The sequence below is a fragment of the Halotalea alkalilenta genome (assembly GCF_001648175.1).
Classification (GTDB): Bacteria; Pseudomonadota; Gammaproteobacteria; order Pseudomonadales; family Halomonadaceae; genus Halotalea; species Halotalea alkalilenta_A.
In genome coordinates this window covers 556,906-571,580 of the sequence record NZ_CP015243.1, presented here as the reverse complement: position 1 = coordinate 571,580, position 14,675 = coordinate 556,906, and the positions used below count along the sequence as shown (strand labels likewise).

The 14,675-nt window shown below is 60.5% G+C and carries 8 protein-coding genes and 1 pseudogene; 6 read left to right on the top strand and 3 right to left on the bottom strand.

Annotation, left to right across the window (positions count from 1 at the left end; all coding sequences use genetic code 11):
- Position 1 precedes the first annotated feature (1 nt).
- The 5 genes from A5892_RS02545 to A5892_RS02525 are packed head-to-tail and all read left to right on the top strand — an operon-like array spanning position 2 to position 8,593.
- Positions 2-2,023 carry a class I SAM-dependent DNA methyltransferase gene (locus A5892_RS02545; RefSeq protein WP_223302776.1) on the top strand — a complete coding sequence of 674 codons (2,022 nt, stop codon included), beginning with the start codon at positions 2-4 and terminating at the stop codon, positions 2,021-2,023.
- Positions 2,013-3,404 (top strand): restriction endonuclease subunit S, encoded by a 1,392-nt coding sequence (locus tag A5892_RS19710; RefSeq protein ID WP_082890226.1) that lies wholly within the window; start codon positions 2,013-2,015, stop codon positions 3,402-3,404. Before A5892_RS02545 ends, A5892_RS19710 begins: the two co-directional genes overlap by 11 nt.
- Complete coding sequence (locus A5892_RS02535; RefSeq protein WP_064121461.1) at positions 3,401-4,441, top strand: SIR2 family protein; 1,041 nt, start codon at positions 3,401-3,403, stop codon at positions 4,439-4,441. The genes A5892_RS19710 and A5892_RS02535 overlap by 4 nt, the downstream gene beginning before the upstream one ends.
- A complete protein-coding gene (locus A5892_RS02530) occupies positions 4,438-7,605 on the top strand; it encodes a type I restriction endonuclease subunit R (protein WP_082890225.1) in 3,168 nt (1,055 codons plus the stop codon). Before A5892_RS02535 ends, A5892_RS02530 begins: the two co-directional genes overlap by 4 nt.
- A gap of 22 nt (positions 7,606-7,627) precedes the next feature.
- Entirely contained in the window at positions 7,628-8,593 is a 966-nt protein-coding gene (locus tag A5892_RS02525) for a virulence RhuM family protein (protein WP_064121460.1), read from the top strand.
- A 350-nt stretch (positions 8,594-8,943) separates the two neighbouring features.
- Here the strand turns inward: A5892_RS02525 and A5892_RS02520 are convergent.
- Positions 8,944-10,047: pseudogene (locus tag A5892_RS02520) on the bottom strand (IS3 family transposase).
- Between the two features lie 109 nt (positions 10,048-10,156).
- Complete coding sequence (locus tag A5892_RS20980) at positions 10,157-10,342, bottom strand: integrase domain-containing protein (RefSeq protein ID WP_064121458.1); 186 nt, start codon at positions 10,340-10,342, stop codon at positions 10,157-10,159.
- A 751-nt stretch (positions 10,343-11,093) separates the two neighbouring features.
- On the opposite strand from A5892_RS20980, the gene A5892_RS02505 reads away from it, so the two are divergent.
- Entirely contained in the window at positions 11,094-13,514 is a 2,421-nt protein-coding gene (locus A5892_RS02505; protein WP_064121457.1) for a membrane-bound PQQ-dependent dehydrogenase, glucose/quinate/shikimate family, read from the top strand.
- Positions 13,515-13,635: 121 nt separating this feature from the next.
- Here the strand turns inward: A5892_RS02505 and A5892_RS02500 are convergent, their stop codons facing one another.
- Positions 13,636-14,556 (bottom strand): LysR family transcriptional regulator, encoded by a 921-nt coding sequence (locus A5892_RS02500; RefSeq protein ID WP_064121456.1) that lies wholly within the window; start codon positions 14,554-14,556, stop codon positions 13,636-13,638.
- Between the last annotated feature and the right edge of the window lie 119 nt (positions 14,557-14,675).

Sequence of the window (14,675 nt, the reverse complement as noted above, 5' to 3'; positions counted from 1 at the left end):
AGTGGCATCTACTACAGATCAACAGGTCCAGCGCTTCATCACCACCCTCTCGTCCTATGGGGGAAGCGCAGGAAACCAGCGCCTTCGCGAGGCATTGGACTGGCAGGAAATCACGTATCAGCTCATCAAGCAGCAACTGATCGACGACGGATGCATCCGTGCTGGAAGAGGAAGAGGCGGTTCAGTGGCCCTGGTCGGAAGTCTCTCGCCAGCGCCAGGGCCCAACGTGGAGCAGTCGGAAGACATTGAACGGCAGCGTAACGAGCCCCGCAAGAAAGCCAATGATGATGCAATACGAGGCCACAGCATGAGACCCATCGAACAACAATTCTTCAACGACTTGGAGAAGAAGCTCTGGAGCGCCGCCGATAAACTGCGCTCCAACCTCGACGCAGCCGTGTACAAGCACGTCGTGCTTGGACTGATCTTCCTGAAATACGTATCCGATGCCTTCGAAGAGCGACAGCGTGAGTTGCGCGCCCAATTCACCGACCCAAACCATGACTACTATTTGGATCCGCAGGACTACGGCGGAGAAGGGACGCAAGAGTACAAGGATAACCTTTCCGATGAATTGGAACTCCGCGACTACTACACAGAGAAAAACGTGTTCTGGGTGCCGGTTGAAGCGCGCTGGCAAACCCTGCGTGATTGCGCGCAACTGCCGCCAGGCGAGGCCTTGCCATGGAACGTAGCCGGCAAAAGCATGCCCGAGAGAATGCGCTCGGTTGGTTGGCTGATCGACAACGCCATGGAGGCCGTCGAGCGCGAGAACGCCCGGCTGAAGAACGTGCTGAACAAGGACTTCGCCCGCGTGCAGCTCGACTCCAGCAAGCTGGCCGGGTTGATCAGCCATTTCTCAGATACCGACTTCGCTGCGCGCGAATACAAGGGCCAGCCGCTAGACCTGAAATCCAAGGACATCCTCGGCCACGTCTACGAGTACTTCCTCGGCCAGTTCGCTCTGGCCGAAGGCAAGAAGGGCGGCCAGTACTACACGCCCAAGAGCATCGTTACCCTGATCGTGGAAATGCTCCAGCCGTTCAAGGGGCGCGTCTACGACCCGGCCATGGGCTCCGGCGGCTTCTTCGTGCAAAGCGAGGAGTTCATCGAACAGCACGGCGGCAAGGCAGCCAATGGTAGCAGTGGGCAGATCAGCGTTTACGGGCAGGAGAGCAACCCCACCACCTGGCGGCTGGCCGCGATGAACATGGCCATTCGCGGTATCGACTTCAATTTCGGCGGCCGCCCTGCCGACACATTGCTGAACGACCTGCACCCGGATCTGCGTGCCGACTTCGTCATGGCCAACCCGCCCTTCAACATGAAGGAATGGTGGAACGAAAAGCTCGCCAACGATCCGCGTTGGATCGCCGGCACGCCGCCACAGGGCAACGCCAACTTCGCCTGGTTGCAGCACATGCTCTGGCACCTGGCGCCCACCGGCAGCATGGCGCTGCTGCTGGCCAACGGCTCGATGAGCTCCAACACCAACAACGAGGGCGAAATCCGCAAGCGGCTGATCGAGGACGATTACGTCGAATGCATGGTCGCGCTGCCCGGCCAGTTGTTCACCAACACCCAGATTCCGGCCTGCATCTGGTTCCTGACCCGCGACAAGCAGAACGGCTTCGCGCTGGACAAGAAGAAGCGCGACCGGCGCGGCGAGCTCCTGTTCATCGATGCCCGCCAGTTGGGCTACATGAAAGACCGCGTGTTGCGCGACTTCACCCCGGACGACATCCAGAAAATCGCCGACACCTTCCATGCCTGGCAGCAGGGCGAGGGGTACGAGGATGTGCCCGGTTTCTGCTACTCCGCCGCCCTGGAAGACGTGCGCAAGCATGAGCATGTGCTGACGCCGGGACGCTATGTGGGGGCGGCGGAACAGGAAGAAGACGGTGAGCCCTTTGCCGACAAAATGCAGCGGCTGACGGCGCAACTGGCGGAGCAGTTTGCGGAGAGTGCGAAGCTGGAAGAGGAAATCAAGAAGAATTTGGCGGGGTTGGGTTATGCAATCTGACTTGCCAATGGGTATATGGCCCTGCAAGGAACTAATTGACTGTACGATTGATGGGTTGATTTCGTACGGCATTGTTCAACCGGGACAGCACGATAACGAAGGTGTTCCGATTGTGCGCGTGAATAATTTCAATAATGGACGGCTAGATATTTCAAATGTGCTTCGCGTAGCTACCTCCATCGAGGAAAACTACAAGCGAACACGCCTTAGTGGCGGCGAAGTTTTGCTTACTCTTGTAGGAAGCACAGGTCAGACGGCCATTGTCTCAAATGATCTGGCGGGGTGGAATGTCGCGCGTGCTGTTGCAGTTATTCGTCCGTCTCAAGAAATCGGAGCCAAGTGGATAAATATTTGTTTGCAGTCAGCCGAAACCAAACGTTTCTTGGATGACCGTGCGAACACAACTGTTCAGAAAACATTGAATCTTGCTGACGTAAAAAATATTCCCATACCAATTCCGCCAATATCTGTAAGGCATGGCATAGAGTCGGTCATCACCTCAATAAACGAAAAAATCGACCTCAATCGCCGCATCAATCAAACCCTCGAAGCGATGGCGCTAGCCATCTTCAAGTCCTGGTTTGTCGATTTCGACCCGGTCAAGGCGAAGATCGCCGCCATCGAGCAAGGCGAAGACCCGCTGCGCGCCGCCATGCGCGCCATCAGCGGCAAAACCGATGCCGAACTCGACCAGATGCCCCGCGAGTATCATGCCCAACTCGTTGCCACGGCCGAGCTGTTTCCCGATGCAATGGAAGAGTCGGAGTTGGGGGAGATTCCGAAGGGGTGGGCATTTCAAACCGCGGATTTGTTAACGGAAGTCGGCATTGGCAAAACTCCACCAAGAAAAGAGCCCCAATGGTTCACCGAGGGTGAAGGAGATTGGCGCTGGGTGTCCATCAAGGATATGGGAACTAGTGGGGTTTTTCAGCAACGATCTTCAGAGTTCCTGACTTCGGAGGCCGTCTCGCGCTTTAATGTGCGTGTCGTGCCAGACAAAACCGTTTTGCTTAGCTTCAAGTTGACTATCGGTCGAGTAGCCATCACTGATGGCACGATGGTGACCAATGAGGCCATTGCTCACTTTAAGTTGCCCCTCGCTGCAACGATCTCGTCAGAATACCTATATCTGTACCTGAAGAACTTCGACTATTCGACGCTTGGTAGTACGTCGTCTATTGCGGATGCAGTCAATTCAAAGACCATTCGTGAGATGCCGATCATCGTAGCCAATTCTGATCTGATTGGTTGCTTTACAAAATCAGTCATCCCTATCTTTGAGGAAATGCGAAACCGGCAAAATGAGATTGCAACCTTGGGCGCGACTCGGGACACTTTGCTGCCCAAGCTTCTTTCTGGTGAGGTCGAGGTGCCGGCATGAAGCATCTCAGACCCATGTTTGCAGATGCCTTAGCGCAAGAGCAGAATCTCTATGTCGATAAAGGAAGGATACATATCCGAAACAAGCACTGGGCACCGGATGAAATCCTGGAGGGATTGCTTGACCCAGATGCATACAATGATCTTTTTCTGGACTGGGTACAGGAGCGCAAAGAAGAACTGATCGAATCAGCAAAAACAATATTGGATGAATTTGACTTGCAAGACCGGTTTGGAAAGCTCAAAGAGGTTTATGCCAGAGGGGCAGTTGTACCTTTTGTAGGCGCTGGTTTGTCAGTTCCAAGTGGTTATCCTGGGTGGACTACTTTTCTCAAGCAACAGAACCGCGAGACGGCGATTGATTTGGGTGAGTTCGATAAAATGCTGGATGTTGGCCAATATGAGGAGGCAGCCCAGAAACTAGCAGATGCACTTGGTCCCGCTTTCAACGAAGGAGTGGAAAACGCCTTTGGGCGTTCGCGTGAAATTTCGGGTTGTGTGCAGATATTGCCTCATGTCTTCGACTCCTGCGTGATTACAACGAATTTCGATGATGTGGCCAAGCGTTGTTACGAAGCAGAAGGAAAGCCATTTTCCGAAGAACTGTCTGGAGAGTTCTCCCAAGAATTGCCAAGGAAGTTGGCAGAGGGGAAGAGGATTCTGCTCAAACTGCATGGAACATCCACGAGCGCTCGAAGCCGAATTCTTACGGCTTCGGAGTATGACAGGCACTACAGTGAAGGAAATGAGCTGCAAAGAGCGGTAGAGGCTATCTGTACCAAGACGCTGCTTTTTATTGGTTGCAGTCTTACGGTCGATCGAACCCTTTCAGCAATGAAGGCACTTGTGCAAGCCAAAGGGCATGACAACATCGCACGCCACTATGCGTTCTTACCTGTACCAAACAGCAACGCTGAAAAAATTGCACGCCGTGATGCACTGATGGAATGCAATATCTATCCAATTTGGTACCCCGCAGGCACGCACGATGAGTCCATTGAGGCTCTCTTGATGGCGCTTATGGAGGACGGGCTGTGATTACAGAACAAGAGCTCGAAAATTACGGCATCTCTTGGTTTCAGGAGCTTGGCTGGCAGCACGCTCAGGGTTCAAACATCGCACCAGATGGGGAAAACCCTGCCCGTACGGACTATCGCCAGTCCGTACTGCACGAACGCCTGTTGGCCGCGCTGACGCGCATCAATCCGCACATCCCTACCGCCGCACTGGAACAAGCCACGCATGAACTGCTGACGGTCAGCGAATCCCTGCTGATCGCCCGCAACCACCACGTGCATCGGCTGCTACTGTCTGGCATCCCGGTCGAGTTTGCTGTGGGCGATGACAAGCGCAGCGATCTGGTCAACCTGATCGACTTCGCCGAGCCACGCAACAACGATTTCCTGCTGGTCAGCCAGTTCACCGTGACCGGCACCAGGCAGCCACGCCGTCCGGACCTGGTGGCCTTTGTCAACGGCCTGCCGCTGGCGGTGATCGAACTGAAGAACCCAGCCAACGAGCAGACCGACATCTGGGATGCCTTCAACCAGATCCAGACCTACAAGGACGAGATCGGCGACCTGTTCAATGCCAATGTGGCGGTGGTGGTCAGCGACGGCTTTACGGCGCGTCTGGGCTCATTGACGGCGAATCAGGAGCGCATGCAGCCCTGGCGGGCGATTGCCAATGAGGACGACCGGCCGCTGCTGGAGTTCGAGTTAGAAACGCTGGTGCGCGGCTTCTTCGAGCCTGCGCTGTTTCTCGACTACGTGCGCCACTTCGTGCTGTTCGAACAGGACGCCGACCAGATCATCAAGAAGATCGCGGGCTACCACCAGTTCCATGCAGTGCGCGAGGCGGTGAATGCCACGGTGATCGCCGCCAGCAACCCGAGCAAGGGCTTGTTGGAAGTGCAGGAGCCGCGTGCCACCTACGGCAAGGAAGTGCAGCCCGGCAGCCGCAAGGCCGGCGTGGTGTGGCATACGCAAGGCTCGGGCAAGAGCATCACCATGGCCTGCTACGCGGGCAAGCTGTTGCAGCAGCCGGAGATGAAGAACCCCACGCTGGTGGTGGTGACGGATCGCAACGATCTGGACGGGCAGTTGTATGGCACCTTCTGCGCCGCCGAAGACCTGCTCCGGCAGACGCCGACGCAGGCGGGCAGCCGCGAAGAACTGCGCGAGATGCTGGCCTCGCGTGAGGCGGGCGGCATCATCTTCACCACGGTGCAGAAGTTCGCGCTGCTGGACGACGAGGAACGGCACCCGCTGCTGTCGGGCCGCAGCAACATCGTAGTGATCTCCGACGAGGCGCACCGCAGCCAGTACGGCATGAAAGGGCGACTAGACACCAAGACCGGCAAGTACGTATTTGGCTACGCCAAGCACATGCGCGACGCGCTGGCCAACGCCACCTTCATTGGCTTTACCGGCACGCCCATTGCCCTGGAAGACAAGGACACGCGGGCGGTGTTCGGCGACTACGTCAGCATCTACGACATCCAGGACGCGGTGGACGATGGCGCCACAGTGCCGATCTACTACGAAAGCCGCCTGGCCAAGCTGGACGTGAACCAGGCCGAGATCGACGCACTCAATGCTCAGGTAGATGAGGTCATCGAGGACGAGGAAGACATCACCGCCCGCGAGAAGACCAAGAGCGATTGGGCCGCACTGACCAAGCTGGTGGGCGCCAGGCCGCGTCTGGAACAGGTGGCTGTCGACTTGGTGCAGCACTTCGAGACGCGCACGGCCACGCTGGAAGGCAAGGCGATGATCGTGTGCATGAGCCGCGACATCTGCGCCGAGCTGTACAACGCCATCGTCGCCCTGCGCCCGGACTGGCATGGCTCTCCATTAGGCGCAGCCGCTGACCCGGAAAAGGGAGCAATCAAGGTGGTGATGACCGGCTCGGCGGCGGACAAGCCCTTGCTGCAGCCGCACCTGTACAGCCAGCAGGTGAAGAAACGCCTGGAAAAGCGCTTCAAAGACCCGGCAGATCCGTTGAAGCTGGTGATCGTGCGCGACATGTGGCTGACCGGCTTCGATGCGCCCTGCTGCCACACCATGTACGTGGACAAGCCCATGAAGGGCCACAACCTGATGCAGGCCATCGCCCGCGTCAACCGGGTGTTCCGCAACAAGCCCGGTGGACTGGTGGTGGATTACATCGGCATCGCCAACGAGCTGAAGGCAGCGCTCAAGACCTACACCGAATCCAAGGGCAAGGGTGACCCGGCGCACAACGCGGCCGAGGCCCTGGCCGAGCTGCTGCGCAGGCTGGATGCTGTGCGCGGCATGATGAGTGGCTTCGACTACAGCGGGTTTGAGACCGATGCGATGAAGCTGCTGGTGCCGGTGGCCAACCATATCCTGGGGCTGAAGGACGGCAAGCAGCGCTTCCTCGATGCCATGCTGGCCGTGAGCAAGGCGTTTTCCCTGTGCAGCACGCTGGATGAAGCTGCTGCGCTGCGCACCGAAATTGCCTTCTTCGCCGCCGTCAAGGCCGCCATCGTCAAGTTCACCACAGTGGACCGCAAGCGTTCCGACGCGGACAAGAACAGCGCGCTCAAACAGATCCTGGACAACGCCATTGTGGCGGACGGCGTGGCGGATATCTTCGCCCTGGCGGGCCTGGACAAGCCCAACATCGGGCTGCTTTCGGATGAGTTTTTGGAAGACGTGCGCAACATGCCCAGTCGTAACCTGGCGGTAGAACTGCTGGAGAAGCTGCTACGCGATGAGATCAAGGCCCGCGCACGCAATAACGTGGTGCAGGAGAAGAAGTACGGCGACCGGTTGCTGGAAACCCTGCGCAAGTACCATAACCGTGCGGTGGAAACGGCGCAGGTCATTGAGGAACTGATCCAGATGGCCAAGGACTTCCAGGCCGCACTGGAACGCGAAGCCGCGCTGGGCCTGAATCCGGACGAAATCGCCTTCTACGACGCGTTGGCCAACAACGAAAGCGCCGTGCGCAAGCTGGGTGACGACACCTTGAAGAAGATCGCCGTCGAGATCACCGAGAAGCTGCGCAACAGCACCACGGTGGATTGGCAGGTGCGTGAGAGCGTCCGCGCCAAGCTGCGGATTCTAGTGCGACGCACGCTGAAGAAGTGGAAGTACCCGCCGGTAGGTGAGGATGCCGCAATCGAACTGGTGCTGAAGCAGGCGGAATCGCTGTCGAACGCTTGGTCGAAGTGATGACTGCGTAGGAGTACTTGGAATGAATAGCAAAAAACTGATTCGCAACAGCACCGCCGAGTTCCTGATCTTCACTGGCCAGGCCGGCGAGCAGAGCATCGAAGCCCGCTACGAGGACGAGACCCTGTGGCTGTCGCAGAAGCTGATGGCCGAGCTGTTCGGGGTGGATGTGCGCACCGTCAGCGAGCACCTGAAGAACATCTTTGGCAGCCATGAGCTCGCGCCTGAGGCAACTATCCGGAAATTCCGGATAGTTCAGCAGGAGGGTCAGCGGGAGGTGTCCCGGGCGGTGGATTTCTACAACCTCGATGCCATCATTTCCGTCGGCTATCGGGTCAACTCCCTACGCGCAACGCAGTTCCGCCAGTGGGCGACCGGTGTCCTGCGTGAGTTCGCTATCAAGGGCTATGTGCTGGATCGTCAGCGCATGGAAAACGGCAGCTTCCTGGGCGAGGACTACTTCGAGCGGCTGCTGGCGGAAATCCGCGAGATCCGCCTCAGCGAGCGACGCTTCTACCAGAAGATAACCGACATCTACGCCATCCACGGCCATACCGCTGCAGAGTTGATCCGCAAGCGGGCCGATAGCAGCAAGCCACATATGGGGCTGACTTCCTGGGCGAGCGCGCCCGAAGGCAAGATTCTGAAAACCGATGTGGCCGTGGCCAAGAACTACTTGACCAAGGACGAGTTGGATTCATTGGGTCGTATCGTCAACGCCTATCTGGAGCTGGCCGAGGATCGTGCTCGCCGCAAGATTCCCATGAGCATGGAAGACTGGTCCAAGCGGCTGGACGCCTTCCTCGAATTTGATGAACGGGAAGTGCTACAGAACAGCGGCAAGATTTCTGCAAAACTTGCCCAGACGCATGCGGAAAGCGAATTTGAGAAATACAGAATTGTGCAGGATCGCCTGTTTGAAAGCGATTTCGACAAAGCAGTGAAAAAACTGGCGGCCGGTGAGCTGAACACCAGAGATGACGGATAGGCCTCAGGTTCCCAGATAGATCGACATCACTTTCAGCCTTTCATACCCGAGTTCACGGCTGATCTGCTGTCGGGCGTGTTGGTCACTCAATCGCTAGCTGATACTGAGCTGAACTTTACCAAGGCCACCCGCTGCTGGTGCTCTCCATCCCGTCAGTGCCTCATACCGCATCTGCGCATACCGATGTCGCAATCCATGCATATTGCTCAGCCCTGCCGCCTTGCACTGACCGTGGTAGACATGCCGCTGCTGGATATAGGTTTTGTGCGACGGAATCAATGATCCCGAGCCTGCCAGCCGATGGGCTTCATCCAGCACCGACGTCCCCCCGCTTTCAGTAGCGGGACCATTTAGAGCCCGGGGTTACTGTAGCTGAGCTTCTGCCAGTTGTTTTGCGTGGGCGGCGGGCGTCAGCCCGCCGAGTGATTTCTTTGGTCGTTCCTCGTTGTATTCCCGCCGCCAGCGCTCGATCTCGCTTCGGGCATGCAGCAGCGTCGGGAACCAGTGTTCGTTGAGGCATTCGTCGCGCAGGCGCCCGTTGAAGGACTCGACGTAAGCGTTTTGATTCGGCTTGCCCGGCTGGATCAAGCGCAGCATCACGCCCCGCTCGTGCGCCCAGGCCACCATCGCCTTGCCGCAGAACTCCTTGCCGTTGTCCGTTCGGACCACCTTCGGCAGGCCACGGCTTAGCGCCAGGCGGTCGAGCACACGACTGACCCCGTGCCCGGAAATCGCGCGTTCGACTTCGATCGCCACAGCTTCGTGGCTCGCGTCGTCCACGATCACCAGGCACTTGATGACGCGGCCGTCGGCCGTGCGGTCGAAGATGAAGTCCATCGACCACACTTCATTGGCCGCAACCGGACGGATCAGCGGTTGCCGCTCGCTCACCGGCACCTTCTTGCGCTTGCGTCTCCGCACCTGCAGCTTCGCGTGCTGATACAGCCGCTCCACGCGTTTGTAATTCACGGTATGGCCGCCTTGCCGCAGCTTGAGATAGATCATGCCCACGCCGTAGCGCTTGTGCCGATGCGCCAATGCCTGGATCTGCGCCCGCAGTTCGACATTGCGATCCGGACGAGGTGTGTAACGCAGTGCGCTGGCGCTCATGCCCACCGCGCGCAAAGCGCGCCGCTCGCTGAGTCCTTTTCCGACCATGTAGCGCACCTGCTCACGACGGGCCGGTGCGCTCACCATTTTTTTCGCAGTACGTCCTTGATCACCTCGTTCTCGAGGACTTGCTCGGCCAGCAGCTTCTTCAGACGCGCATTCTCGACTTCGAGTTCCTTGAGCCGCTTGGCTTCGGAAACATTCATCCCGCCGAACTTGCTGCGCCACAGGTAGTACGACGCCTCGCTGAAGCCATGCCGGCGGCACAGCTCCTTGACCGGCAGGCCGGCCTCGGCCTCACGCAGGAAGCCGATGATCTGTTCTTCGCTGAAACGCTTCTTCACGTCCAATCTCCTTCTCGTTCGGGATTGGACTCCAAAGCTGCCTGCTACTCAAGTGCGGGGGGACGTCGGCACCACGCGCTGCTCCTGTGTCGTAATCGAAACGGCTCGATCACGTCCGCCCTTGGCCCACTAGCCCCTGGATGAACTCCTCCCGCCGCAGGCCAAAGGCGGCCTGCAAAAGCAGGCTCATGCGGACATGAGGGTCGGTGATCCTGCCCAACTCGCCGCCCAATTCTTTGGCCGTGCTTTTCTCCAGCGGCGTCAAAAAGGTTGAACGAGGCCGTTTGGGTCCCATGACCAAGTCCTCGACTGGATCCCGTGCACGCCATTTACGAACGGTCTTGGGATTGAGGCCATAGCGGCGGCTCAATGCGGCGACCGAAGCCTTCGATCGCTGTATTTATTTTCGGATGGCGTGCGTAGTCGTGGCGCGTGGGTGAAGAATCTGAGCCATGGGTCCTCCAGAGACATAGGTTGATACCACAATCCCCTACACCCTGAGCCCATACAACTAGTATTGCTAACCAAGCTGAAGCAGGCGGACAGAGCCTAGCCAACGCCCGGCGCACCCGGGAACAAGGCCGGTCACGTGCCGCGCTGGAAATCCATATCGAATCCCTGCCTGAAGAACTGCAAACCAGCCTGACTAGCATCGACGGGCCGCCACCCTCGCGCATCCACCCCCTAGTCCTTTGGTCTAACCCCACCCTCCTCACCGCCTAGGCCGTGCTCCATCCCGCTTCCTTTTTCAACCACTTACCTCGCCGACGCGATCAAGCCGTTAGGCCACCAACCATGGGCCTTTCCTCGCGCTCGATGCGGGGCAGCGACACAAAGGTAGACGAGTTGGACATGCCGCCTTTGCCTCTCCACAAAAGAGAATGATTTACATTAATAGGCTGACCCACTGTTTTCTTCAGACTATCATCAGTTACCAAATCGGCGCGCTCAGCCTTGAAGCTGCGTCGATGGGCTGGTCGTGGGTATGGGTGTCTGAGCCAGCCGAAACAGACGTTTAGCAACGTTGATCACGCAAGGTGAACGGCATGGGAAATGAGAGTGGAAGTCGCGGGAGTGGAATACCGACGCTGCTGGTGGGTGTGCTGGTCGCGGTCGTTGGGGTGGTACTTGCCGCGGGCGGTGCTTGGTTGGCGGTGGTCGGTGGCTCCTGGTACTACCTGATCGCGGGTGTGGCGCTGTTGATCTCCGGTGTGCAGTTGATCCGCCGCCGGGCGTCGGGTGCGTGGTGGTACGCGGCGGTGCTGGTCGGCACGCTGGGGTGGACGGCGTGGGAGTCGGGGCTGAACTATTGGCGCTGGATTCCTCGCCTCGATGTGGTGCTGATCCTTGCGATCCTGGTCGCGCTGGTGATGCACCGCCTCGATGGCGGGCCTTCGCGCCGTGGCGCTTTCGCCAGCGCCGGTGTGCTGTTCCTGGGCCTGGTGGTCGCGGGTGCGCTGGCGTTCGTGCCGCGCGGCTACGACAACCCCGGCCAGCTGCCGGATATCGCGGCGGCGTCGCTGGCCACCGACGTAGGCACCCTGCAGCCGGCGGATCGCCCAAGCGATGAGGACTGGACCGCCTATGGGCGCGATTCGGCGGCGACGCGCTTCTCTCCGCTCGACCAGATCAACGTCGACAACGTAGGCAAGCTCGAGCGCGCCTGGGTCTATCGCACCGGTGACCTGCTCGATCACCGCTGGGGGGCGGAGACCACGCCGTTGAAGGTGGGCGACAGCGTCTATCTGTGCACCTCGCGCAATATCCTGATCTCGCTCGAGGCGAGCAGCGGCGAGGAGCGCTGGCGCTACGACCCGCAGGTGTCGGAGGATGCGATCCCCTATACCGCGGCGTGCCGTGGGGTGACCTATTACGAGGTACCGGCGCAGCGCCAGGCCGAGCTCGCGGATGGCGGCGTGTGTCAGGCGCGGATTATCTCGGGCACGCTCGATGGCAGGATCATCGAGGTGGACGCGCAGACCGGCCGCCCCTGCGAGGACTTCGGCGACAACGGCCAGGTCGATATCAAGGTCGGCATGGGCGAGACCCCGCCGGGCTACGTCTCGATCAACTCGGCACCGGTGGTGGTGCGCGATGTGGTGGTGACCGGGCACCAGGTGCTCGATGGCCAGCGGCGCTACCCGCCTTCCGGGGTGATCAAGGGCTTCGATGCGCTCACCGGCGAACTACGCTGGGCCTGGGACGCGGGCCGGCCGGATCGCAGCGAACCAGTGAGCGGTGACGAGACCTACGTGCGCGGCTCGCCGAACATGTGGACCACCGCCGCCGGCGACAGCCAGCTCGGGTTAGTCTACCTGCCGATGGCCAACGCCGCCGCGGACTACTGGAGCAGCTCGCGCACGCCGGAGGAGAACGAGTGGGCCGCCTCGCTGGTGGCGCTGAACGTCGAGACCGGCCTGCCCGCGTGGCACTTCCAGACCTCGCACGTCGATGTCTGGGACTACGATCCGGGCTCGCAGCCGACGCTGATCGACTTCCCCACCGACCAGGGCAAGGTGCCCGCGGTGATCATGCCGACCAAGCAGGGGGAGATCTACGTCTTCGACCGCCGCGACGGCACCCCGCTTTCCGGGATCGAGGAGCGCCCGGTACCGCAGGGCGGCGCGGAGCCCGAGATGCGCACGGCGACCCAGCCATTCTCGCTCTACCACTCGCTGCAAAAGCCTGAGCTGACCGAGCAGAGCATGTGGGGGATGTCGCCGTTCGACCAACTGTTCTGCCGCATCCAGTATCGCCAGGCCGACTACCGGGGCATGTATACGCCGCCGAACGCCGACAAGCCGTGGATCCAGTACACCGGCTACAACGGCGGGTCGGACTGGGGCAGCGTGGCGGTCGATCCGCAGCGTGGTGTGATCATCGCCAACTACAACGACATGCCCAACTACAACGAGCTGGTGCCGCGCGCCGAGGCCGACCGCCTGGGCTGGGTACCGCGCGACGAGATGGCGCAGGACCGCGGCGGCGCCGAGGGCGCGGGCGACCCGCAGCAGGGCACGCCCTACGCGATCAACGTCAACGCCGGCTGGCGCGTGCCGTTCACCGGCATGCTGTGCAAGGAGCCACCCTACGGCGGGATTCGCGCGATCGACCTGGCCAGCGGCGAGACGATCTGGGATCGCCCGTTGGGCACCGCTCGCTCCAATGGCCCATTCGGCATCCGCTCGGGCCTGCCGATCGACATAGGCACGCCCAACAACGGCGGCTCGGTGGTCACCGCCGGGGGCCTGGTGTTCATCGCCGCGGCGACCGACGATTTGATCAGGGCGATCGACATGCGCACCGGCAAGACCGTGTGGCAAGACGTGCTGCCCGCCGGCGGACAGGCCAATCCGATGGTCTATGAGGTCGACGGTCGCCAGTACCTGACGATCGTCGCCACCGGCCACCACTTCATGGAGACGCCAACCGGCGACTACGTGGTCACCTACGCACTGCCCGAGTAAGCGGCCACCTTGGCGAGGCCCCCGGCGGCACCGGGGTCTCGCCAGTCGATATCCGCCCGGCGGCAGGTCATCGTGCGATGGCTTGCCGCCGGGCTTTTTCATTCATCGAAGCGGAGCACGCTCAGCGGGGAAAGCCTTCGTGCAGCCCCGCCCAGCCCTCGTCGGTGGCGAACCATTCGACCAGGAAGTCGAGCAGGGTACGCAGCGTCGCCGGCAGGTGCTGGCGCGAGGTATAGATGCCGTAGATATCCAGCGTCTGGGGCTGGTAGCCGGGCAGCAGCGCGACCAGGCAGCCACTGGCGATCAGCGCCGCCGCCGAATGCAGCGGTTGCAGTACGATGCCAGCGCCTTCCACGGCGGCCTCGAGCAGCACCAGGGATTCATTGGCGCTCAGGTTGCCGTCGACCGGGATGTCCAACTGCTCGCCGTCATGGGTGAACCGCCACAGGCTCTTGCCGAAATAGGAGTAGGTCAGGCAGTTGTGCGCGCTCAGCTCCTCGGCACGCCGCGGTGTGCCATGGGCGGCGAGGTAGGCGGGCGAGGCGCAGACCACCGAGGCGCATCGGGCCAGCCGCCGGGCGATCAGGTTCGGATCGAGCTGGTTGGTGATCCGGATCGCCAGGTCGATGCGCTCCTCGACCAGGTTCACCGTCCGGCCGTCGACCTGCAGATCGATCGCGGTACGCGGGTAGCGCTGCAGGTAGGCGGCGACCGCTCTCGCCACCGCCGCCTGCGCCAGCGACTGCACGCAGGCGATGCGCAGCATGCCGTGCGGCTCGGCCGCCTCGGCATCGGCGACCAGCGCCATCTGCTCGGCGAGCCCGAGCATCTCGCGACAGTACGCAAGCGCGGTCTCGCCAGCGGCGGTCAGGCCCAGCCGGCGGGTGCTGCGGTGCAGCAGCCGCGCGCTTGCCCACCGTTCCACCTCGGCGAGATAGCGCGTCACCATCGCGCGCGACATGTCCAGCGCCTCGGCCGCGCCGGTCAGGCTGCCACGCTCGACGATGGCGACGAAGACCTGCGCGGCCTTGATCCGGTCCATTATTCGCTCGATCCAAGCAATTCAAAGTGGCATGTTAGCCGGTTTGCTGGCCGATTCGACCGAAACGGTGCGCTTTACCCGCGACTAGCTCGAAGCCTTCGAGCGCGAGGCGGTCGAGG

What these genes read in the sequence shown, in the direction of transcription:
- A5892_RS02525 (WP_064121460.1), top strand. Translation starts at nt 7,628, where the DNA reads ATGAATAGCAAAAAACTGATTCGCAACAGCACCGCCGAGTTCCTGATC.
- A5892_RS20980 (WP_064121458.1), bottom strand. Translation starts at nt 10,342, where the DNA reads ATGGGACCCAAACGGCCTCGTTCAACCTTTTTGACGCCGCTGGAGAAA.
- A5892_RS02535 (WP_064121461.1), top strand. Translation starts at nt 3,401, where the DNA reads ATGAAGCATCTCAGACCCATGTTTGCAGATGCCTTAGCGCAAGAGCAG.
- A5892_RS02500 (WP_064121456.1), bottom strand. Translation starts at nt 14,556, where the DNA reads ATGGACCGGATCAAGGCCGCGCAGGTCTTCGTCGCCATCGTCGAGCGT.
- A5892_RS02505 (WP_064121457.1), top strand. Translation starts at nt 11,094, where the DNA reads ATGGGAAATGAGAGTGGAAGTCGCGGGAGTGGAATACCGACGCTGCTG.
- A5892_RS19710 (WP_082890226.1), top strand. Translation starts at nt 2,013, where the DNA reads ATGCAATCTGACTTGCCAATGGGTATATGGCCCTGCAAGGAACTAATT.